Raw genomic sequence first — 21403 nt, 5'->3', positions numbered from 1 at the left:
CATAACCCCTTTGCGCCTAAAACGGTGAGCGTGAGCTTGAGATTGAGTGACTCTACGCGCATAGAGTCACCGAGTGAAGACGGCCCCCGCCCGCCGTCGGGCAACAGGCAGGGGCCGTATGTCAGTTGAGGTGCTGCGGGCCGAACGGGTCCGGCAGCATCTCCCCCAGGGTCCGGACACCTGCGGCCGTCTCCAGGAGGAGCGTCGCGCCGCCGAACTCGTAGAGCAGCTGGCGGCAGCGGCCGCACGGCATCAGGATCTCGCCCTTGCCGTCCACGCACGTGAAGTGCGTCAGACGGCCGCCACCGGTGAGTTGGAGCTGCGACACCAGGCCGCACTCCGCGCACAGGCCGAGGCCGTACGACGCGTTCTCCACGTTGCAGCCCGACACCGTGCGGCCGTCGTCCACGAGGGCCGCGGCACCGACCGGGAAGCCTGAGTAGGGCGCGTACGCACGGGACATGGCCTCGCGCGCAGCATCCCGCAGCGCGTCCCAGTCGGTCTCGGTCACGTTCCTTGTCCCTTTCGGTAGGGCTGGCCGTCCGCCTTCGGCATCCGCAGGCGCTGGGCGGAGAGCGAGAGCACGAGCAGCGTGACGACGTACGGCGTCGCGGTGACAACCTGGTTGGGCACCTCGTCGGTCAAGCCGTACCACGCGAACATCAGCGCCGAGACGGCCGCGGTGATCACCGCGGGGATGTAGCGCTTGCGCCAGACGAGGTAGATCGCGCCGATGACCAGCAGGATCGCGAGCAGCAGGAGCAGGGCGTGGACGTTCGTGCCGCCGCCCCGGAGCTTCAGGCTGTCGGTGTAACCGAACAGGCCGGCGCCGAGCGCGAGTCCGCCCGGCATCCAGTTGCCGAAGATCATCGCGGCGAGGCCGATGTAGCCGCGGCCGCCGGTCTGGCCTTCGAGGTAGATGTTCGAGGCGACCAGGGACAGGAACGCGCCGCCCAGGCCCGCCAGACCACCCGAGATGATCACGGCAAGGTACTTGTACTTGTAGACGTTCACGCCGAGGGACTCGGCGGCCACCGGGTTCTCGCCGCAGGACCGCAGGCGCAGGCCGAACGACGTACGCCACAGGACCCACCAGCTCAGCGGCACCATCGCGACGGCGATGACGGTGAGCGGCGAGAGGTCGGTGAACAGGCCGCCGAGCAGGCCCGCGAGGTCGGAGACCAGGAACCAGTGCTTCTCGTTGAGGTCCTGCAGCCAGTCGGAGAGGCCCGGCACGGAGAAGCTGCCGAGCGATTCGACGGGCGGCGACTGCTTGGACGTACCGCCCTCCTTGCCCTCGAAGGCGAAGGTGGAGAGGTAGCGCGTCGCGCCCAGGGCGAGGATGTTGAGGGCCACACCGGAGACGATGTGGTTGACGTTGAAGGTGACCGTGACGATCGCGTGCAGCAGACCGCCGAGCGCGCCGCCGAGGATGCCGAAGAGGATGCCGACCCACGGGCCCCACTGGTAGCCGGCGAACGCGCCGAACCAGGTGCCGAGGATGAGCATGCCCTCAAGGCCGATGTTGACGACGCCCGCGCGCTCGGCCCAGAGGCCGCCGAGGCCCGCGAGGCCGATCGGCACCGCAAGGCGCAGGGCCGTGGACATCTGGCCGGTGGAGGTGATGCCGTCGGCGTCGGTGATCATGCGGACCACGGACGTCAGGACGAGCACACCCGCGATGACCAGCAGGAGTATGGGGAGCGAGATGCGGCGGCGGCCCGGCGCGGGCTGCTTGGCCGGGGGCTTGGCTACGGTTGCCGAGCTCATCGGGCAGCCACCTCCTTCACGGTGTCGTTGTTTCCGTTGCCCTTGCCCTTGCCCTTGGCGCGGGCTGCTGCGGCCAGTTCCTCACCGACGCGCTGCTGCTGGCGGCGGAGCCCCCAGCGGCGTACGGCCTCGTAGGAGACGACGACCGCGATCACGATGAGGCCCTGCATGATCACCGCGATCTCCTTGTCGTACGCGACCGGAGTGGCGTAGTCGAGAGCGGGCGACGCCTTGTCGAGGAAGGCGATGAGCAGCGCGGCGAAGGCGATGCCGACCGGGTTGTTGCGGCCGAGCAGGGCGATGGTGATGCCGGTGAAGCCGAGTCCTGTGGGGAAGCTGAGGCTGTAGGTGTGGACGTCGCCGAGCAGGATCGGCATGCCCGCGAGGCCCGCGACCGCACCGGAGATCAGCATGGCGCTGAGCACCATGCGCTTGGCGTTCACACCGGAGGCCGCGGCGGCCGACTCGGAGGCGCCGGTGGCGCGCAGGTCGAAGCCGAAACGGGTGCGGTTGAGGATCAGCCAGTACAGGACGCCGGCGAGTGCGGCAATGACGACGAAGCCGTAGATCTCGCCGGAGTCGCCCATGTCGATGCCGGGGAACCAGCCGGACTTGGACATCTCGCCGGTGGTCTGGTTGTTGCCGACCGGGACGCCGAAGTTCTCGGTGAGGGTCAGGTAGCCGATGACACTCGTCGCGATGGCGTTGAGCATGATCGTCGCGACGACCTCGCTGACCCCGCGGGTGGTCTTGAGGATGCCCGCGATGCCCGCCCAGAAGGCGCCGGTGAGCATGGCGACCAGGATGAGGAGCGGGATCTGGAGGGGCGCGGGGAGGGCGACATGCGCTCCGACGACCGCCGTGGCCATCGCGGCGAGGCGGTACTGGCCGTCCACACCGATGTTGAAGAGGTTCATCCGGAAGCCGACGGCGACCGCGAGCGCGGCCAGGTAGTACATGCCGGCCTGGTTGATGATCAGGACCTGAATGTCGGAGAAGGTGGCCTGCTCGAACATCAGGGTGTACGGCTCGATCGGGCTCTTGCCCGACGCGAGCAGCACGACCGAGGTCAGCGCCACGGCCGCGATGAGCGCGATGACCGGTCCGGCCACCGCGAGGAGCACGCGCTCCTTGTCGAACTTCTTCATCGGGCCTCGTCCTCCGGCACTTCGGGGCCTTCTTCTATGTGTTCCAGGTGGCCCGACGCGGCACCGGTCATCGCCGAACCCAGCTCCTCCGGCGTGATGGTGGCCGGATCGGCGTCCGCGACGAGCCGTCCGCGGTAGATCACGCGGAGGGTGTCGGAGAGGCCGATCAGCTCGTCGAGGTCCGCCGAGATCAGGAGTACGGCGAGTCCCTCACGCCGCGCCTCGCGGATCTGGTCCCAGATCTGGGCCTGCGCGCCGACGTCCACACCGCGGGTGGGGTGGGCGGCGATCAGGAAGCGCGGCTTGTGGCTCATCTCGCGGCCGACGATCAGCTTCTGCTGGTTGCCGCCGGAGAGGGAGGCCGCGGTGACGTCGATGCCGGGCGTACGGACGTCGTACGCCTCGACGATGCGACGGGTGTCGGCCTGGGCGCCCTTGGGGTCGAGCCAGAATCCCAGTTTGCCGCGAGTATTGGGCTTTTCGGTGACGTGGCCGAGGATGCGGTTCTCCCACAGCGGCGACTCCAGGAGGAGGCCGTGGCGGTGGCGGTCCTCGGGGATGTACCCGATGCCGTCCTCGCGGCGCTTGCGCGTCGGTTCGGCGGTGATGTCCTGGCCGGCCATCCGGATCACTCCGGAGTCGGCGTGCTTGAGGCCGATGAGCGCGTCGATCAGCTCGGTCTGGCCGTTGCCCTCGACGCCCGCGAGGCCGAGGACCTCGCCCTCGTGGATGGTGAAGGAGATGTCGTCGAGCAGCGCGCGGCCCGATTCGCCGTCGGCGAGCAGCTTGAGGCTCTCGACCTGGATCATCGGGCGGTCGGTGACCGTCGACTCGGCGGTCTCGGGGGTGGGCAGTTCGCTGCCGACCATCAGCTCGGCGAGCTGGCGCGGCGTCGTCTCGGACGGGATCGCCGTGCCCACCGTCGTACCGCGCCGGATGACGGTGATGTCGTCGGCGACGGAGAGGACCTCGCCCAGCTTGTGGGAGATGAAGATGACGGACAGGCCCTCGGACTTCAGCTCGCGCAGGTTGTCGAAGAGCGCGTCGACCTCCTGCGGCACGAGCACGGCCGTGGGCTCGTCGAGGATCAGCGTGGTGGCGCCGCGGTAGAGGACCTTGAGGATCTCCACGCGCTGCCGGTCGGCGACACCGAGGTCCTCGACCATCGCGTCGGGGCGCACCCCGAGGCCGTACCGCTCGGATATCTCTACGATCTTGCGGCGGGCCGCGCCGCCGATGCCGTGCAGCTTCTCGCTGCCGAGAACGATGTTCTCCAGGACGGTCAGCTGGTCGGCGAGCATGAAGTGCTGGTGCACCATGCCGATGCCGCGCACGATGGCGTCGGCGGGGCTGCCGAAACTGACCTGTTCGCCGTCGACCGTGATGGTGCCCTCGTCCGGCTTCTGCATGCCGTAGAGGATCTTCATCAGGGTCGACTTGCCCGCGCCGTTCTCGCCGACGAGGGCGTGCACGGTGCCCTTGCGGACACTCAGGCGGATGTCATGGTTGGCCACGACACCCGGGAAGCGCTTGGTGATGCCGACGAGCTCGACGGCAGCGGCCTGGGCGGTGGTCTTGCCCTTGTCGGGACTAGTGGACGCGTCGATGGCGCACTCTCCTCGGGAGTCCTCGGGAGTCTTAAGGAAAGGGGCCACCTACGCGCGTAGCGCCCCTGGTTCAACGGGAGTTGAGGTGTCGGCCGCGCGAACGGGGCGCGGGGGAACCATCGTCCCCCACACCCCGTTCCGCGGCAGTGACTTCGCTGTAACAGCGCGGGCTGCTGTGGCAGCGCGGTCTGTTGTTACAGCGTGATCTTGACCTTGATCTTGCCGCTGATGATGCCCTGCTCGGCCTTCTTCAGCTCGGCCTGCAGGTCCTTCATCTTCTTGAACTCGGGGTTCGAGTCGGCGAGCGCGACGCCGCCGGACTTCAGGTCCGCACGGACCACGCCGCCCTTGGCGTTGCCATCCTGGACCGACTTGGTCAGGTTGTACACCGCCCCTGCGACGTCCTTGGTCGCCGACGTCAGGATGTACTTCTTGTACTTGGCCAGGGCCTTCTGCTTGTACTGGTCGGAGTCGACACCGATCGCCCACACCTTCTTGGCGGCGGCGGCCTCGATGACGCCCTGACCCGAGAGGCCGGCCGCGTGGTAGACCACGTCGGCGCCGTCCTCGATCTGGCCGCTGGCGCCTTCCTTGCCCTTGTCCGGGCTGGAGAAGCCGCCGTCCTCGGCCTTCTCGGTGAGGAACTGGCGCTTGATCTTGACCGACTTGTCGGTGGCCTGGACGCCCTGGACGAAACCGGCCTCGAACTTGCGGATCAGGTTGTTGTTCACGCCGCCGATGAAGCCGACGGTCTTGGTCTTGGTGGCCTTGGCCGCAGCGACGCCCGCCAGGTACGAGGACTGCTCCTCGTTGAAGACCAGGTCGGAGACGTTGTCCGCCTTGATGGTCTCGTCGTCGACGATGCCGAAGGTGACCTTCGGGAACTGCTCGGCGACCTCCTTCACGGCGGGCGCGTACGCGTAGCCGATGCCGATCACCGGGTTGTAGCCCTGCTTGGCCAGCTCGGTGAGGCGCTGCGCCTTGTCCGCGTCGCCCTCGCCGTCGGTCGGCTCGACAGCCTTGGAGCCGACCTTCAGGTCCTTGGCGGCCTTGTCCATGCCGGCGGTCGCGGCGTCGTTGAAGGACTGGTCGCCCTTGCCGCCGACGTCGTACGCGATGGCTACGCCCTTGCCCTTGCCGTCGCTCTTGGAGCCGGCGGCGTCGCTGGACGTGCCGCCGCAGGCGGTGGCGGAGAGGGCGAGGGCGGCGGTCGCGACGCTCGCGGCTGCGATCTTGGAAACCCGGCGCATAGAGAGGAACTCCTTTGTACAAGCAAGCACAAGCACGTACGAGCGCCTCACCTGGCGCTGATTTCGCCGCAGCGTAACGCGCGTAGACCTGACATAAGAACCCTTCTGTCCCGTCCGTTATCGAGCTGTGGCCGCGAGGTTGCGGGGCCATGCACAGGGCGTTGCGGCGGCATGACAAAGGGCAGGGTTCCCCGGCCGCTCCGGCCTGCGGGGCTCCCTGCCCTTCGTACCGTCCGCGGGTTACGGGACGGTCTCGACGGTGACCTTGCCGTCGACGATGTCCTTCTTGGCCTTCTCCACGGCGGCGACCACGTCCTTCATCGCCGTGTACTTCGGATTCGAGTCGGCGAACCCGACACGTCCCGACTTCAGGTCGTAGCGCTGCTCGCCATGCATCGGCTTGCCCTCGACGACCGACTTCGTCAGGTCGTACACGGCGCCGCCGACGTCCTTGAGGGCGGACCCGAGGATGTAGTCCTTGTACTTGGCGAGGGCCTTCTGCTTGTACTGGTCGGAGTCGACACCGATCGCCCACACCTTCTGCGAGCCGGCCTCCTGGATCACGCCCTGCCCCGAGAGCCCCGCCGCGTGGTACAGCACATCGGCGCCCGCCTCGATCTGGCCGCTCGCCGCGTTCTGCCCCTTGTCGGGGCTTGCGAAGCCGCCCTCCTCGGGCTTCTCCGTCAGATACCGCTTCTCGATCTTGATCTTCGGGTCGACGGACTTCACGCCCTGCACGAAGCCGGCTTCGAACTTGTGGATGAGGTTGATGTCCACACCGCCGATGAATCCGACGTGATCGACCTTGGTCGCCTTGGCGGCGGCGACACCGGCGAGATAGGACCCCTGTTCCTCGTGGAACACAAGATCGGCGACATTGTCGGCCTTCACCGTGTTGTCATCGATGATCCCAAACGTAACCTTGGGAAACTTCTTGGCGGCTTCCTTCACGGCGGGCGCGTAGACGAACCCGACGCCGATGACGGGGTTGTAGCCCTGCCGCGCGAGCTGTTCAAGGCGCTGGGTCTTGTCGGCACTGGACTCGCCGTCGCCCGGCTCCATGTCCACGCCGCCGATCTTGAAGTCCTTGCGGGCCTTCGTGTAGCCGGAGTACGCCGCGTCGTTGAACGACTGGTCGCCCTGGCCGCCGATGTCGTAGGCAAGACCTATGCCCTTGCCCTTGTATTCCGAGGACGAGCCACTCTTGGTGTCGCCCCCGTCGTCCTCCGAGGCCTCGTTGCTGGTCTTGCCGCATGCCGATGCCGCGAGGGCGAAAGACGCCACGACGACGGCCAGTTGGGAAATCCTTGATCCACGACGCAAACGCATAGGACGCACCCCTTACGTTCCCCGACGCGCCGTTGACGGCGCTGATTGCGGCGCACAGTAACGCGCGTAGAAAGGGAGGGGAACGGGGTTTCGCACTGCCGTTACCTATTCGTGCCGAGGGCCGGTTACGTCCGGATGAACGGGCCCGGCGCAACCGGCCCATAGCGGGCCCGCGGCGGCCCTCGGCTACCGCGCCGCGTCGAGGAGCGCGGCGGCGGTGAAGAGCTCGACGCCCACCGTGATCGCCGACTCGTCCGCGTCGAAGTCGCCTTGATGGAGATCGCGGACGGTGCGCTCGCCGGGCGTACGGACGCCGAGGCGGGCCATGGCGCCGGGCACGTGCTCCAGATACCAGCTGAAGTCCTCTCCCCCCAGGCTCTGTTCGGTGTCCTCCACGGAGTGCGTCCCGCGCCGCTGCTCCATGGCGTCCCTCAACAGGTCGGTCACATCAGGGTCGTTGACGACGGGCGGGACACCGCGGATGTAATTCACCTCGGACTTGGCGCGGTAGAGATCGGCGATCTCCTGGATGGCGCCGTGCACGAGATCGGGCGCCTGCCGCCAGGCTTTCAGATCCAGACACCGGACGGTCCCGGACAGCTCCGCATGCTGCGGGATGACGTTGCAGGCATGCCCGGACTCGATCCGCCCCCAGGTCACGGCAAGACCGGACCGGGCGTCGATCCGACGAGCGACAAGCGCCGGTACGTCCGTCACGATCTTGGCGGCGGCGGTGACGAGATCGGTGGTGAGGTGCGGCCGGGCGGTGTGACCCCCCGCCCCGTCGAGCGAGACCTCCAACCGATCGCAGGCGGAGGTGATGGCGCCGTGCCGCAGCCCGATCCGCCCCGCGTCGACCCGGGGATCACAGTGCACGCCGATGATCCGCCCGACCCCTTCGAGCACGCCCGACTCGATGGCATCGGGCGCACCACCCGGCAGGACTTCCTCCGCAGGCTGGAAGATCAGCCGTACAGGACACGGCAGTTGACCTTGCTTCGCCAGCTCGGCGAGGACGAGACCTGCCCCGAGGACCACGGTGGTGTGCACGTCGTGCCCGCAGGCATGGGCGCGATCGGGCACGGTGGACCGATACGGGGAACCGAGCTTGGTGTCAGGGATGGGCAGCGCGTCGATGTCGGCACGCAGGGCGAGCATGGACCGCGCGCCGCCGCTCTCCCGCTCACCGATCTGTTCAATACCGATGTCACATACGAGTCCCGTACCGATGTCGAGTACGCGGGGCTTGAGACCCGCGAGTTCGAGCCGGGCCTTGAGGGCGGCGGTGGTACGGAACTCCTGGTTGCCGAGCTCCGGGTGCATGTGCAAGTCGCGTCGGAAGGCAATGAGTTCGGCACGCAGATCGTCGGGAAGCGCACCGGGGAGCATGGCTTCCCCGGCGACGCCGCCTGCTTCCCCGGGCAGATCGGCCTCGGACTCTCGTGACATCAGTTGGTTCACCCTTTGAAGGGTAGGGCGAGGCAGGGGCCAACTGACCCACGATCAACAAAAGTTCAGCCCGATAGGGTAAGAAAAAGTGGCCGCGTGGCGCATGGCTCCTGGTTGAGCTGGGTAAACTCCACCGCTTCTCGAGCGGACCGCGAGCCTCCGCGCGGCGACGACCTGGTCTGCCTGGGTTCGGGGGTGACCCGGCGTTGTGTTCGTACCGGGGCCGCCCGGTTGGCCGGAGGTTGGCGGTTCCGGGCCGGGAGTCAAGGGCGCTCCTTCGTCGCGTCGGCTTCGCCGATTCCGCTTCGCTTCACCCTTGACACCCACCCCTCCACCGCACGGAGGAGATGACCGGGCGGCCCTGGAAGCGGGGCTCACGGGGACCACCCGGCGGGCCACCCGGCTTCGCGGCCGGGTGCGGACTGGTTCGGAGCAGCGCGCCGCATCGCAGGCGGGGCGCGCGGCCGCTCCGGGGATGGGTCCCGGCTTCGTCAAGCGTCTACCGACCGGATCGTCCGGACCCTCCGAGGTGACCGTCTCGCGTCACGAGTGCGGGGGTCCGGGACCTACTTTGGGAAAGTTGTGTTCTGGCACAAGGGGGGCGCGCGGAATTCGAAACGCAACTTTGCCAAAGTAGGTCCCCCACACCCCCCTGACCAGTCCGCCACTGCGGAGTAACTGGCCGTCGGGTGCGGTCAGTTGCGCCTCTGACGCCCGCCCGCCCCAGAAGATCCGGTCCGCACACGCTTGACGAGACTGGCACCCATCCCCGAGCCGACCGCGCACCCCTCCAGCCGGACGGACGGCACGTGAAACGAACTAGTCCGCACCCGGCCGTGAAGCCGGATGACCCAACCCCCAGTCCCCGTGAGCCCCGCTTCCAGGGCCGCCCGGTCATCACGCTTCTCGCGGTGGAGGGCTGGGTGTCAAGGGTGAAGCGAAGCGCAATCGGCGCAGCCGACGCGCAGCGCAGCGGAGCGCCCTTTACACCCAGCCCGGAACCGCCACTCTCGGGACAACCGGGCGGCCCCGGTACGAACACAACGCCGGGCGTCACACCGTAGCCGTAGCTCCCGCCGAAGCCATCGAAGCCAGGCGGTGGACGTCGCGGGCCGTTCCCGTGACACCGGAGAGGAAGCCCTGGGCCCGTGGCGACGCGTTTTCCGTCAGCCAGGCCGGGTCGATGTCGCAGACCGCGACCCTGACCTCCGTACCCGCCAGGGCTAGGGGAAGCGTGTGGACCACCGTCGAGGGGAAGCTCAGGATCGTGCGGCCGATCGGGCCCCGGCGGGCGATCAGTTCCAGGGGGAGGTCCGGGCGGACCACCTGCAGGCCCGTCTCCACCGCCAGGCGGTGGAGTTTCTCGGAGCTTTCGCGGCGGTGTGCGAAGTAGCGTGTTGCGCCGTGTGCGCGGGCCAAGGAGCGGACCGCTTCCAAGTAGCGGTCCGGGTCCACCACGCCCGTCTCCACGAGGGACGTGCCGACCAGGTCCGCGCCCTTCGACACCCGCGGCGGGCCGAAGCGTTCACGGGTCCAGGAGAAGGTGTTCGCCGTGATGACGACCCCCGCCGGCGCCGCGTCTATCGGCATCGAGGAGAAGACCTCCACCGTGCGCTTGCCGCCCGGCGTCAGGCGGCGGCGCGCCGAGGCAGAGATCGGGGTGAAGGCCAGGTCTCGTACGCCGGGACGGCCGCCACGGCGGTGCCAGCGCACAAGCCGTTCACCGGCGGCCAGTTGGGAGATGAACTCCATCGTGGCTGTGCCGTCGTCCACGACGACCAGCGAGCGCGCCCGCGTGATCGTCAGGAGCAGTTGTACGTAGCGCGAGAACGGGTCGCCGATCACTATCCGGTCCGCCGATCGCAGCGCGCCCGTCAGGCCGCCGATCGTGTGGAAGGGTGCGGCCGGGCCGCCGCGCGCCTCCTCCCAGCGGACGTTGAGGCCCTCGTCGCGGGCGAGTTGGGCCATGCGGCGCAACTGGCCGCGGGTCATGGGGTCGTTCGGGGAGAGGACGACGACGGTGAGTCCCCCGGCCGGGCCGGTCGCACCCGCCGTATGCGCCCACTCGAGGACGTTGAGGAGCTGCACAGGGCTCTCTACGAACGCCAGCGTGGTGGGCGCCGCAGCGGTGGGGGCCATCGGCCCGGGTCGGGGGCTCATCGTCGTATGACCGTGTCCTGTCCTTGTTGTAAGGAGTCCCGGTTGTAAGGAGTCCCGGGGGCCTGGTGAAAGGTCCCGGTAAGAGCGGCCGCGCGCTCAGACCGCGACCGGCTCGCGCTCGCCCGCCTCGGCCTCGGCGACGACGCCCGCGACGCGGCGCAGCTTCTTCATCGGGCCGAGCTCCGACTCGTAGACCTTCTTGACGCCGTCACCGAGGGAGGCCTCGATGGTGCGGATGTCGCGGACGAGGCGGGTCAGGCCCTGCGGCTCGACCGAAGCGGCCTGGTCCGAGCCCCACATGGCGCGGTCGAGGGTGATGTGACGCTCGACGAAGGTAGCGCCGAGGGCGACCGCGGCGAGCGTGGTCTGCAGGCCCGTCTCGTGGCCGGAGTAGCCGATCGGGACGTTCGGGAACTCCTGCTGGAGGGTGTTGATGACGCGCAGGTTCAGCTCCTCCGCCTTCGCCGGGTACGTCGAAGTGGCGTGGCAGAGAAGGATGTTGTCCGAGCCGAGGACCTCGACCGCGTGGCGGATCTGCTTCGGGGTCGACATGCCGGTCGAGAGGATGACCGTGCGGCCCGTGGCGCGCAGGGCGCGGAGCAGCTCGTCGTCCGTCAGGGAGGCGGAAGCGACCTTGTGGGCCGGGACGTCGAACTTCTCCAGGAAGGCGACGGCCTCGGTGTCCCACGGGGATGCGAACCAGTCGATGCCGCGCTTGGCGCAGTGCTCGGTGATGGCCTGGTACTCGGACTCGCCGAACTCCACGCGGTGGCGGTAGTCGATGTACGTCATCCGGCCCCAGGGGGTGTCGCGCTCGATGTCCCACTGGTCGCGCGGGGTGCAGATCTCCGGGGTGCGCTTCTGGAACTTGACCGCGTCGCAGCCGGCGTCGGCGGCCACGTCGATCAGCGCGAGCGCGTTCTCGAGGTCGCCGTTGTGGTTGATGCCGATCTCGCCGGTGATGTAGACGGGGCGGCCGGGACCGGCGGTCTTCGAACCGAAGGTGCGCAGACGGGAGTTGGAGCTCATGGCAGGAACTTTCCTTACTTGTTGAGGGAGGGGCCGAGGATCCATGCGGCGATCTCTCGGATCGCGCCGTCACCACCGGGGAGAGCGGTGACCGCGCGTGCGGCGCCGCGTACGACGTCGTGGGCGCTCGCGACCGCCACGGGCCAGCCGACAAGGCCGAAGCACGGGAGGTCATTGACGTCATTGCCGACGTAGAGCACGCGCTCGGGAGCGATGCCCTGCTCCTCGCACCACTGCTTGAGTGCGAGGTCCTTGCGGTCGATGCCGTGCAGGACCGGAATCTTGAGCTTCCGGGCCCGTGCGGCGACGACCGGGTTCTGTTCCGTGGACAGGATCAGCAGCGGCAGGCCCGCGTCACGCAGGGCCGCGATGCCGAGTCCGTCCCCGCGGTGCACGGAGACGAACTCCCGTCCTTCGGAGTCGATCAGCACCCTGTCGTCGGTCTGGGTGCCGTCGAAGTCGAGTACGACCGCGTCGATGTCGTCGCGGGTCGGAAGGGCGTCGGCCCGGTCGGCGTCGAAGAGCGGGGCGAGCGCGCGGGCCCGGGCGAGGTCGTGCGGGTCGTCGATCTCCAGGACGCGCGCCGGGTCCGTACGGACGAGCTCGGTGCGGCCGAAGAAGCGGTGCTTGTGCTCTCGGAAGCCCGCCACGTCCATGGCGTAGACCGCGCCGGTCTCCAGGAGGTCCTGGGGGCGGTCCTGGCGGCGCGGCCGGAAGGACTTGTCGTGGTTGACGCCGTAACCGCCGTCGGTGGCGGTGGAGTTGGCGACCTTGGTGGTGCCGCCCAGCTCGCCGGTGCGCTGTGCGCCGAGGGCGGCGGGCTCGTCGTCGGCGTCCCGCCAGACGAAGCCGTGGAAGGGCGCCACGGTCAGCGCCGTGTCCGCGCCGCCGTCGATGATCGAGCCGACCACACCGTCGACGTCCTCGCGGACGATGAAGGGGCTGGTGCACTGCACGAGGAGGACCACGTCCACGGTCGCGCCGTGCTGCGCCTCGTGCGCGTCCATCGCGTGCAGGACCGCCGCCTCGCTGGTCGCGGTGTCCCCCGCGATCGCGGCGGGGCGCAGGACCACCTCGGCGCCGGCGGACCGTGCCGCCTCGGCGATCACGTGGTCGTCCGTGGAGACCACGACGTCCGTGACGAGCCGCGCCGCCAGGCACTCACGGATGGCGCGCGCCACCAGCGGCACACCGCCGACCGGGGCGAGGTTCTTGGCGGGTACGCCCTTGGAGCCGCCGCGGGCCGGGATGACGGCGAGGACACGGCGGGTTGGCGCGCTCCCTGGGGCGGGGTTGGACATGAGGGCTCCTTGAGAGGGGTGGGGAATCACAGCTCGCCCATCCGCCGGATGACGGGGGCCACGCGCTGCACCCCGTGCCGGTAGGCGCCGCGCGCCGCGCTGCGGACCGCCTGGCGCACCGGTCCCGGCTCGCGGTCCGCGGCGGGTGCACCGGGCAGCGGGGCGCCGTCCGGGCCGAGGTGATGGCGGGCCAGGATGCCGGGGAGGTATCCGGGGGCGGTGGTGAGGCTGTAGTACGGGGCAATCGCGGGGAGTTGGTGCTGAGCCAGGAGCGCGGTGACCCGGTCCCGCGCTTCGTCGAAGGCCTTCTCGTACGTCCCGTCGGGCGCGACGCCCTGCCGTGCGACCCACTCCGGGGCGGCCTCGGGGCTGTGCCCCGCGTCGATCTCGTCCCAGGACGTGAGGCACCCGGAGCCGATGAAGTGGTGGTTGCCGAGCGCCTCGCGCACCCCGAGGTCGGTGAGGACCGCGGTGGGGATGCGACGGTGCAGGGATTCGAGCGCGGCGGTGGAGCTGACCGTGACGAGCAAGTCGGTGCGGTCGAGTACCTCGCCCATGTTCCCGTACACGAGACGGCAGTTGGGCGGCAGGTTCTCGCCCTTGGCGAGCTTCTGGTAGGGCAGTTCCTCGATGTGCGTGGTGTGCTCGCCGGGCTTGCTGCGCAGCTTGATCAGGACCTCGCGGTCCGGGTGCAGGCGTGCGTGCTCGACCATGCGGCGCAACAGATAGGTGCGCTGCTCGCGGCTCTCCGGCACGGAGGGCTGCGCGGCGAACACCACGGTGTACGGGTCGTGTCGCTCGTAGGCCGATCCGCCGAGAAACGGCAGCGCGGCCTCCGTCACCGATGACGCGTCGGCGCCCACACCCTCGTACACGGCTCGGAAACGCTCCGCGTCCTGCCGGGAGTTGGCGAGGACGATGTCCGCGCCGTGCCGGAGCAGCAGGCCGTCGGCGAGCTTCTCGTAGACGACACCTACATAGCCAGTGACGACGACGGGGCGCTTGCCGGAGCCGGCGGACGCGGCGGCGTCCTCCGTTGTACGGGCGAGCCCGTGGAGCACCGCCTGGACCGCGCCGCCCACGAGGGCGAGCACGATCACGTCGGGCGCATCGCGCTCGACCTCACGCAGGAACTCGACCGCGGTGACCTCGCGGAGCGAGTCCGCGCGCACCCCGACCTCTTCGAGCTGACGGACGGTGGGCGTGGCCCGGCCCCTCAGGAGGCGTCCGTCGAGGCGCGTGTCCGGGTCCCCGCCGGTGAGGCGGCTCGCGGTGAGCGCACCCCATTTCCACCGGGTGTCGGAGTCGGCGAGCACGGTGATCCGTGTCGTCCCGCTGTTGCTTACTGGCACAGGAAGGACGCTAGGAAGGCATTTCGATTCGCGGCCCAACTCAGGTGCAACAAACGGTTAACAGCATGCCGACGAATGGCGAATCAGCCCGGGAAACCGCTGGTAAGCAGCCGGGTTAACCATTCCGCCATGCTTCGTTCACCTGACATCCCACCATCGGTCAAGACGAATGCCGGGCCGACACCTAACGTCACCCACGTGGTTAAGCTCTCCGTCATCGTGCCGTTCTACAACGTGCAGCAATACGCGCCCGACACCTTGAAGAGTCTGCGAGCGAACGCACGCGACGACTTCGAATTCATTCTCGTCGACGACTGTTCGAAGGATGAGACTCCAGAGATTCTGGAGCGTGCCGCGCGCGAGCTGCCCGGCGCCGTCCATCTCAGACATGAGACGAACGGCGGTCTGGCGACCGCCCGCAACACGGGCCTTGACGCGGCACGCGGCGAGTACCTCACCTTCCTGGACGGTGACGACTGGCTCGCGCCCGGCTATTACGCCCAACTCGTGGACTCCATCGAGCAGTTGGGGTGCGACTTCGTGCGCACCGACCATGTGCAGTGCACCGCGCGGGCGCGCAGCGTCCACCGCGTCCCGCACGGCCTGCGCGGTGTGGCGATGTCGCCGCGCGATGTGATCCTGCCCGCCGACCGCTCGACGTCCGTCGACTACGCGTACGCCTGGGCGGGCATCTACCACCGGCGCCTTGCCGACCGCGGCCTCCTTCACTTCACGGACGGCCTGCGCACCGCGGAGGACCGGCCGTGGATCTGGCGCCTTCACCGCGAGGCGGAATCGTTCGCCGCGGTGGGTCTGCTCGGTGTGTTCTACCGGCGCGGCGTCGCATCGTCACTGACACAGATCGGCGACGTACGCCAGCTCGATTTCATCCGGGCATTCGACCAGGTCGTACGGGAAACCGCCGAGGACCGCGACGCGGACAAACTCCTGCCCAAGGCCGTCCGTACTTACTGCGCGATCATTTCCCACCATCTGGGATCCATCGAAAGGTTCGAGCCACCTGTGGCGCGGAAATTGAAGTCAATGAGTGCGGCCGCGCTGAAGCGGATGCCGCAGGGTGTCCTGGACGACGCCCTCGACTCCATGGACATACAGCGGGCGACGCGGCTTCGCCGACTGCGCCGGCGTCCGGTGTCGGCGGAGGTGGCCGCGTAATGGCGAAGACGCAGATCTTCATGGCGTCCACGCTGTACGGCACGGCAACGCTGGCCGCCGCGATCGACGCCGACCGGTTCGGGCCCGCCGACCGGCGGATCCTCCTGGTCAGCAATAACGCGGCGACGCCGGAGACGACGGTCGCCGTGGACGAGATGCCGGGGTTCGCGCGGCTGCGCGACCGGTTCGACGAGGTGCGTTCCTGGAACGAGGCCATCCACCCTTTTCATCCGGGCGGCTGGTCACCCCGGTCGGACGACATCCCGATGTGGGAGCGGTACGTCCGGCTCCTGTGGGACCTCGGTGACGACGACATCGAGCTGGCCGTCGAGTCGATCCAGGTCAACCCGGCCCTTGCGCTCGCGCAGATCTTCACGGGCGCGCCCGTGGACGTCTACGCGGACGGCCTGATGAGCTACGGCCCGACCCGCAACAAGATCGACCCGCTGGTCGGCACGCGCGTACGGCGGCTCCTCCACCTGGACCTGGTGCCGGGCCTGACCCCGCTGCTCCTGACCGAGTTCGACGTACCGCCGGAGATCGTGCCGACCGAAGCCTTCGTGAAGGTCCTCGGGCAGCTGGCCGACACCGAGACGGGCAACCCGGATATCCCAGACATTGCCGAACCGGCCCTGCTGCTCGGCCAGTACCTCTCCGCCCTCGGCATCCTGACCGCCGAGGAAGAGGAGGAGCTGCATGTACGCATGGTGCGCGGCGCCGCCGAACTCGGCCACACCCGCGTGGTGTTCAAGCCGCACCCGAGCGCGCCCGCCCGCTGGTCGCGGCTCCTGGAGAAGGAGGCGGAGGCGATCGGCGTCGAGCTGACCGTCCTCGACTCACCGGTGCTCGCCGAGGTGCTCTACCAGCGGATGCGCCCCGCGCTGGTCATCGGCTGCTTCTCGACCGGGCTGCTCACCGCGTCCGCGCTGTACAACCTCCCCGTCGCGCGCACCGGCACGGAGACCCTCCTGGAGCGCCTCGCGCCCTACCAGAACAGCAATCGCGTACCGGTCACGATCGTGGACGCGCTGCTTCCCGACCTCGCCGACAAGGGTGCGGTCACCGGGCGCCAACCCGGCATGCCCACACCGCGGTTGGGCGAGCTGCTCGTCGCCGTCGGCTTCGCCATGCAGCCGCAGATCTATCCGCGCCGGCGGACCGCGGCCGAGCGCTATCTCTCGCAGCATCTCTCGCCGCACACCTGGCGCTACTTCAAGCGGCGCCGCTTGACGGCGCTCGCGCTGCCGGGCGCGCTGCCGTCGCAGCTGTCGTTCATCCCGCGCAACGCGGCCGTACGCCGGGTCGCCCGGCGGGCCCGCTCGGTCAAGCGCACCATCAAGCGGACCGCGCTCGGATGAGTTCTCCCGCCACGACGCTCCCGAAGCACTCTCCGGGGGCGGGCACAACAGACACCCTTTCGCGCACGATCCCGGCCCCGGCGGCCAAGCGGGCGCGGCCACGTCTCAGAGCGCTCGACGGGCTGCGGCTCGTCGCGGCGCTGATGGTCGCGGCCTACCACTACGGCGGCCGTGACGGTGAGATAACCGAGGCCTGGGGCAGCTCGCCGCAGCTTCAGTTCCCCACGGCGCACAACTGGTTCGCGTACGGCTGTCTGGGCGTGCAGATCTTCTTCGTGATCAGCGGATTCGTGATCTGCATGAGCGGCTGGGGCCGTCCGCTGCGGTCCTTCTTCGCGTCGCGCGTCTCCCGGCTCTTCCCGTCGTACTGGGCCGCGATCATCTTGGTGACGGCGGTCTTCGCACTCCCCGTGGTGACGTATCAGGCGGTCTCGCCGAGCGACGCCCTGGTGAACCTCACCATGCTCCAGCAACCGCTGGGCGTGGACCGGGTGTTGGGGGTCTGCTGGACGCTCTGGGCCGAGCTGCGCTTCTACGCCCTCTTCGCGCTGTTCGTGGTCCTGCCTGGCGCGAACAGGGCCCGCGTGATCCTGTTCTGCGCGGTGTGGACCCTGGCGGCGGCGGTCGCCGAGGGCGCCAACGAGCCGTTGCTCGACCTCGTCCTGATGCCCGAGTACGCGCCCTTCTTCATCGGCGGCATCGGCATCTACCTCGTCCACCGCGACCGCAAGGACCTCACGGCGTGGGGCATCGTGGGCGCGAGCTGGCTGATCGGCCAGCATTACGCGGTCTCCCGCCTCTGGCACGCCCCGAACCCGGACTTCTTCTCCTACCGCACGTCGTTCGGCATCATCGCCGTCGTGACGGCGGGCTTCGCGGCGGTCCTGCTCATCGCGCTCGGCGCGCTGCACCGCGTGGACTGGCAGTGGCTGACGGTGGCGGGGGCGCTGACGTACCCGTTCTACCTGGTGCACGAGCACCTGGGCTGGGTGACGGTGGCGGCGCTGCACCGAGGGCTCGGCCTCCCGTCGTACGCGACGTTCGCCCTCACCATCGGGGTGATGCTGACTCTCGCGTGGCTGCTGAACCGTTTCGTGGAGGAGCGGTTCACGCCGCTGATCCGCAACGGGCTCATGACCCGGAAGTGACGCCACGTGGGCCAAGACCTGCATCGATGAGCCAGAACTACGCGTCCCGCAGCGTCGCCCCGATCCCGGTGACCAACGCGGCAAGCCCCTTCTCGAACCCCGCGTCGTAGTCCCGGAACATCTCCTGCCCCGCGGCCGCCGCGAGGGGATACGCGGCCAGGCGCTCGGCGCGGGCCGCCAGGTCGTAGCCGCCCGCCTCCTTCGCGGGGTCCGGGCCCATGGCCTGCTCCTCGATGACGTAACCGATGGTGTAGCTGTACGCCGTGAGCCAGGCGCGGGCCGCGCCGCCCGGCGTGAACCCCGCCTCGGTGAGCGTGCGCAGCTGGGCCTCCATGGGGGCGGCGTACGACAGGTCGGTGAAGCGCGTGCCGCTGTAGACCTTCGCGCCGTCCCGGTACATCAGCAGATGCCGCCGCAGGCCCCGCATCGCGGTGGTGAAGGCGGTCCGCCAGTCGGCGTCCGGCGCGGCGTCCGCGTCCGCCGCGAGGTCCTCGGTCATGCGGCGCAGCATCTCCGTCGCCATCTCGTCGAGCAGCGCCTGCTTGTCCTTGAAGTGCCAGTACAGCGCGGGCGCCTTGACGTCAAGATCCTTGGCGATGGCGCGCAGGGTGAGCCCGTCGAGCCCCGTCTCGTTCAGGAGCTTCAGCGCGGTGCGCGCCACCCGGGTCCGGTCAAGCGGTGTCGTAGCCACCTTGACAATTTAACACCGTTAAGCGCAGGCTCGGGGCATGGCATTTAACAGCGTTAAGGAAAGTCCACTGGAGGAAAGCCCCCTGACCGTGGACGTACTCATCGTGGGCGCAGGGCCCACCGGCCTGACCCTCGCCTGCGATCTAGCCCGGCGCGGGGTCCACGCCCTCGTCGTCGAGCGGGCCGGCGCCCTCTTCCCCGGCTCGCGCGGCAAGGGCATCCAGCCGCGCACCCAGGAAGTCTTCGACGACCTCGGGATCATCGACGCGGCCATCGCGACGGGCGGTCCCGCGCCGGTCGGGATGATCTGGCAGGACGGCGCGCGACAGGGCGAGCACCGGATGTTCGACGAGACGGAGCCGACGCCGGACGCCCCGTACGCAAGCCCGCTGCTGCTCCCCCAGTGGCGCACCCAGGAGATCCTGTACGCACGGCTGCGCGAACTCGGCGGCCCGGACGTGGAGTTCGGCGCCGAGTTGAGCGATCTGACGCAGGACAGGGAGGGCGTCACCGCCCGCCTCTCGGACGGGCGGACCGTCCGCGCCGCCTACGCCGTGGCGGCCGACGGCGGCCGCTCCACCGTGCGGACGGCGCTCGGTATCGGCATGACGGGCGAGACAGTGGACCCGAACCCGATCCTGGTCGCCGACGTCCGCATCCCCGCCCTGGACCGCGACAACTGGCACATGTTCCCGCCCACCGCCGATGGCGCGGGGTTCCTCGCGATCTGCCCGCTGCCGGGTACCCCGGACTTCCAGCTGACGGCCCAGTTCACGGACGGGACCGCCCCCGACACCTCGCTCGACGGCGTACGCGCGGTCGTCGCGGCCCGTACCCACCTCGCCGCCGATGACGTGACCGAGGTGCGATGGGCCTCCGACTTCCGGCCGCGCGCGGCGATGGCGGACCGCTTCCGCGAAGGCCGGGTGTTCCTCGCCGGGGACGCGGCACATGTGCACTCCCCCGCGGGCGGGCAGGGCCTGAACACCAGCATCCAGGACGCCTACAACCTGGGGTGGAAGCTGGGCGCGGTCCTGCGGGGCGCCGCACCGGAGGCCCTCCTCGACACCTACGAGGAGGAGCGCCTTCCCAACGCCGCCCAGATCCTTGCCCTCTCCACCCGCATCCACCGGGGCGAGCAGCGGCGCGGCGCGGCCACCCGGCAACTGGGCCTCGGCTACCGGGAAAGCTCACTCACGGCGGAGACCCGCACCGGGCTTGCGGAAGGGGCGCTGCGGGCGGGCGACCGCGCACCGGACGGGCCGTACGCCGGGGGCAGGCTGTTCGACGCGTTCAGGGGCCCGCACTGCACGCTCCTCGCAGTCGGCACGGATGCCGAACTCCCTTTGCTCGACGAGGAGTTGGTCCACACGTTCCGTATCGACGCCTACCCGCCCTACGGCAAGGGCCTCTTCCTGGTGCGCCCCGACGGGTACGTCGGCTGGGCGGGCGAGGACACGACAGGCCTGACGGACTACTTCAGGCTGACCCACAGAGGCAGTTGACCTCAAAAGACAGTTGACCTCAATCAAACTTGAGGTTTTACGTTCTGGGCATGACCACTTTCACGTACTCCCACAGCGACGAAGAACTCATCAACCAGCCCATCGGCTACTGGGCATCGGCGGCGGGCGAGGCCGTCGTCCACCACATCCGCACCATGCTGGCCGAGGCCGGGCTCACCCAGCCCCAGTGGTGGATCCTGAACCAGATCACCACCGATGACGGCCGTGACAAGGCGGAGGTGGTGGCCACCCTGCGCGGCTACCTGAACGTGGGCGACAACTCCCTGCACCACAACATCAGCGCCCTGCACGACCGCGCCCTGCTCACCGAGGACACCGACGGCCGACTCCGCATCACCGACGAGGGCCGCAGGCTCCGGGACGACACCGCCGCGCGCCAGCAGAAGACGCGCGCGGAGATCCACGAGGGCATCCCGGACGAGGAGTACATCCGCACCCTCAAGGTCCTCCAGCGCATGATCCACAACTCGGGAGGCGAGGCCTGGCACCACTGAGTCAGTCGCCGTCGAGGAGGGTGTCCACGGAGAGGTCGAGGGTGACGCCTACGGACGGGGGGACGGGGACGGTCTGGCCACGCTTGTAGCGTGAGCAGGTCACGTACTCGTCGCCGTTGGGGTCCGAGTACACCAGGACCTCGTCGTGCTTTCGGTCGACGACGACGTACACGGGAATGCGTGCCCTGGCATAGGTCCCGAGCTTGATCTCGGTGTCGTTGGCCCGGTTAGAGGAGGTCACCTCAAGGACCAGGTGGAAGACGTGCGGCGCGTAGCAGTTCTTCTCGACCAGCGCGTCCTTGTAGTCGGCATCGACAACAGACACATCCGGGACGGCGTAGTCGTCCCGGCCGGTGGGCAGCCACAATCCAACCCCCGGAACCGCCCTCAGGCCAGCCTCCCAGGCCCCTGCCTGCCTGAACTCGTAGGCGACCTCGAAACACGTCTCTTGATGCGGCCCATCCGGCGGCGGTGTCACAACAATGCTCCCGTTGAGGATCTCCACCCGGTGTCCGGGCAGCTCTTCCCAGAGGCGATCGGCAGCATCAGCAAGCGACGTCTCATGCATTATCACGGCCATGGCAGCCTCCTTTCGGGAACACTCTTCATGAGCGTA

At 69.0% G+C, this 21403-nt stretch carries 18 protein-coding genes; 5 read left to right on the top strand and 13 right to left on the bottom strand.

Going from position 1 to position 21403, the window contains the following annotated elements; genetic code table 11:
* Positions 1 to 121 precede the first annotated feature (121 nt).
* The 11 genes from AB0O76_RS15425 to AB0O76_RS15375 form a co-directional block, all read right to left on the bottom strand.
* The gene (locus tag AB0O76_RS15425; RefSeq protein ID WP_365490210.1) at positions 122 to 511 is read right to left on the bottom strand and encodes a cytidine deaminase; all 390 of its coding nucleotides are present in this window, start codon (positions 509 to 511) and stop codon (positions 122 to 124) included.
* A complete protein-coding gene (locus tag AB0O76_RS15420; protein WP_365490208.1) occupies positions 508 to 1770 on the bottom strand; it encodes an ABC transporter permease in 1263 nt (420 codons plus the stop codon). Before AB0O76_RS15420 ends, AB0O76_RS15425 begins: the two co-directional genes overlap by 4 nt.
* On the bottom strand, positions 1767 to 2918 hold the full coding sequence (locus AB0O76_RS15415) for an ABC transporter permease (protein WP_365490206.1): 1152 nt from the start codon (positions 2916 to 2918) through the stop codon (positions 1767 to 1769). Before AB0O76_RS15415 ends, AB0O76_RS15420 begins: the two co-directional genes overlap by 4 nt.
* Positions 2915 to 4525 carry an ABC transporter ATP-binding protein gene (locus AB0O76_RS15410; RefSeq protein WP_365490674.1) on the bottom strand — a complete coding sequence of 537 codons (1611 nt, stop codon included), beginning with the start codon at positions 4523 to 4525 and terminating at the stop codon, positions 2915 to 2917. The genes AB0O76_RS15415 and AB0O76_RS15410 overlap by 4 nt, the downstream gene beginning before the upstream one ends.
* Before the next feature lie 194 nt (positions 4526 to 4719).
* Positions 4720 to 5775, bottom strand: coding sequence for a BMP family ABC transporter substrate-binding protein (locus AB0O76_RS15405; protein ID WP_365490204.1), 1056 nt, complete (start codon positions 5773 to 5775; stop codon positions 4720 to 4722).
* A gap of 240 nt (positions 5776 to 6015) precedes the next feature.
* Positions 6016 to 7098: a BMP family ABC transporter substrate-binding protein gene (locus AB0O76_RS15400; protein ID WP_365490671.1), complete on the bottom strand. Its 1083-nt coding sequence runs from the start codon at positions 7096 to 7098 to the stop codon at positions 6016 to 6018.
* Positions 7099 to 7290: 192 nt separating this feature from the next.
* Positions 7291 to 8553 carry a M20 family metallopeptidase gene (locus AB0O76_RS15395; RefSeq protein ID WP_365490202.1) on the bottom strand — a complete coding sequence of 421 codons (1263 nt, stop codon included), beginning with the start codon at positions 8551 to 8553 and terminating at the stop codon, positions 7291 to 7293.
* A 1053-nt stretch (positions 8554 to 9606) separates the two neighbouring features.
* Positions 9607 to 10713, bottom strand: coding sequence for a hypothetical protein (locus AB0O76_RS15390; protein WP_365490199.1), 1107 nt, complete (start codon positions 10711 to 10713; stop codon positions 9607 to 9609).
* Positions 10714 to 10809: 96 nt separating this feature from the next.
* Positions 10810 to 11742: an N-acetylneuraminate synthase family protein gene (locus tag AB0O76_RS15385; RefSeq protein ID WP_365490196.1), complete on the bottom strand. Its 933-nt coding sequence runs from the start codon at positions 11740 to 11742 to the stop codon at positions 10810 to 10812.
* Between the two features lie 14 nt (positions 11743 to 11756).
* Positions 11757 to 13043 carry an N-acylneuraminate cytidylyltransferase gene (locus AB0O76_RS15380; RefSeq protein ID WP_365490193.1) on the bottom strand — a complete coding sequence of 429 codons (1287 nt, stop codon included), beginning with the start codon at positions 13041 to 13043 and terminating at the stop codon, positions 11757 to 11759.
* A gap of 26 nt (positions 13044 to 13069) precedes the next feature.
* Positions 13070 to 14395 (bottom strand): DUF6716 putative glycosyltransferase, encoded by a 1326-nt coding sequence (locus tag AB0O76_RS15375; RefSeq protein WP_365490190.1) that lies wholly within the window; start codon positions 14393 to 14395, stop codon positions 13070 to 13072.
* Between the two features lie 198 nt (positions 14396 to 14593).
* Between AB0O76_RS15375 and AB0O76_RS15370 the strand changes: the two genes are divergently transcribed.
* Genes AB0O76_RS15370 through AB0O76_RS15360 form a run of 3 tightly spaced genes read left to right on the top strand, consistent with a single transcriptional unit; the run spans position 14594 to position 18077 of the window.
* On the top strand, positions 14594 to 15571 hold the full coding sequence (locus AB0O76_RS15370; RefSeq protein ID WP_365490187.1) for a glycosyltransferase family 2 protein: 978 nt from the start codon (positions 14594 to 14596) through the stop codon (positions 15569 to 15571).
* Positions 15571 to 16929, top strand: a complete 1359-nt coding sequence (locus AB0O76_RS15365; RefSeq protein WP_365490184.1) for an alpha-2,8-polysialyltransferase family protein — start codon at positions 15571 to 15573, stop codon at positions 16927 to 16929. The genes AB0O76_RS15370 and AB0O76_RS15365 overlap by 1 nt, the downstream gene beginning before the upstream one ends.
* Complete coding sequence (locus AB0O76_RS15360; protein ID WP_365490181.1) at positions 16926 to 18077, top strand: acyltransferase; 1152 nt, start codon at positions 16926 to 16928, stop codon at positions 18075 to 18077. The genes AB0O76_RS15365 and AB0O76_RS15360 overlap by 4 nt, the downstream gene beginning before the upstream one ends.
* A 37-nt stretch (positions 18078 to 18114) precedes the next feature.
* Here AB0O76_RS15360 and AB0O76_RS15355 read toward each other — a convergent pair whose 3' ends face one another.
* Positions 18115 to 18768, bottom strand: coding sequence for a TetR/AcrR family transcriptional regulator C-terminal domain-containing protein (locus AB0O76_RS15355; RefSeq protein ID WP_365490178.1), 654 nt, complete (start codon positions 18766 to 18768; stop codon positions 18115 to 18117).
* A 37-nt stretch (positions 18769 to 18805) separates the two neighbouring features.
* Here AB0O76_RS15355 and AB0O76_RS15350 point away from each other — a divergent pair, with 37 nt between their 5' ends.
* Together AB0O76_RS15350 and AB0O76_RS15345 are read left to right on the top strand one after the other, a co-directional pair.
* Positions 18806 to 20272: an FAD-dependent oxidoreductase gene (locus AB0O76_RS15350; protein ID WP_365490175.1), complete on the top strand. Its 1467-nt coding sequence runs from the start codon at positions 18806 to 18808 to the stop codon at positions 20270 to 20272.
* Positions 20273 to 20322: 50 nt separating this feature from the next.
* Positions 20323 to 20787: a MarR family winged helix-turn-helix transcriptional regulator gene (locus AB0O76_RS15345; RefSeq protein WP_365490172.1), complete on the top strand. Its 465-nt coding sequence runs from the start codon at positions 20323 to 20325 to the stop codon at positions 20785 to 20787.
* A 1-nt stretch (position 20788) separates the two neighbouring features.
* On the opposite strand, the gene AB0O76_RS15340 is transcribed toward AB0O76_RS15345, so the two are convergent.
* Positions 20789 to 21367 (bottom strand): Uma2 family endonuclease, encoded by a 579-nt coding sequence (locus AB0O76_RS15340; protein ID WP_365490169.1) that lies wholly within the window; start codon positions 21365 to 21367, stop codon positions 20789 to 20791.
* Positions 21368 to 21403 lie beyond the last annotated feature (36 nt).

The organism is Streptomyces sp. NPDC086554 (assembly GCF_040686095.1).
In the GTDB taxonomy this organism is placed as follows: domain Bacteria; phylum Actinomycetota; class Actinomycetes; order Streptomycetales; family Streptomycetaceae; genus Streptomyces.
This window is presented reverse-complemented; position numbering and strand designations above follow the sequence as displayed.

Coding starts and splice junctions, on each gene's coding strand:
- AB0O76_RS15415 (WP_365490206.1), bottom strand. CDS start 2,918: ATGAAGAAGTTCGACAAGGAGCGCGTGCTCCTCGCGGTGGCCGGACCG.
- AB0O76_RS15390 (WP_365490199.1), bottom strand. CDS start 10,713: ATGAGCCCCCGACCCGGGCCGATGGCCCCCACCGCTGCGGCGCCCACC.
- AB0O76_RS15345 (WP_365490172.1), top strand. CDS start 20,323: ATGACCACTTTCACGTACTCCCACAGCGACGAAGAACTCATCAACCAG.
- AB0O76_RS15380 (WP_365490193.1), bottom strand. CDS start 13,043: ATGTCCAACCCCGCCCCAGGGAGCGCGCCAACCCGCCGTGTCCTCGCC.
- AB0O76_RS15350 (WP_365490175.1), top strand. CDS start 18,806: ATGGCATTTAACAGCGTTAAGGAAAGTCCACTGGAGGAAAGCCCCCTG.
- AB0O76_RS15405 (WP_365490204.1), bottom strand. CDS start 5,775: ATGCGCCGGGTTTCCAAGATCGCAGCCGCGAGCGTCGCGACCGCCGCC.
- AB0O76_RS15385 (WP_365490196.1), bottom strand. CDS start 11,742: ATGAGCTCCAACTCCCGTCTGCGCACCTTCGGTTCGAAGACCGCCGGT.
- AB0O76_RS15420 (WP_365490208.1), bottom strand. CDS start 1,770: ATGAGCTCGGCAACCGTAGCCAAGCCCCCGGCCAAGCAGCCCGCGCCG.
- AB0O76_RS15395 (WP_365490202.1), bottom strand. CDS start 8,553: ATGTCACGAGAGTCCGAGGCCGATCTGCCCGGGGAAGCAGGCGGCGTC.
- AB0O76_RS15365 (WP_365490184.1), top strand. CDS start 15,571: ATGGCGAAGACGCAGATCTTCATGGCGTCCACGCTGTACGGCACGGCA.
- AB0O76_RS15340 (WP_365490169.1), bottom strand. CDS start 21,367: ATGGCCGTGATAATGCATGAGACGTCGCTTGCTGATGCTGCCGATCGC.
- AB0O76_RS15360 (WP_365490181.1), top strand. CDS start 16,926: ATGAGTTCTCCCGCCACGACGCTCCCGAAGCACTCTCCGGGGGCGGGC.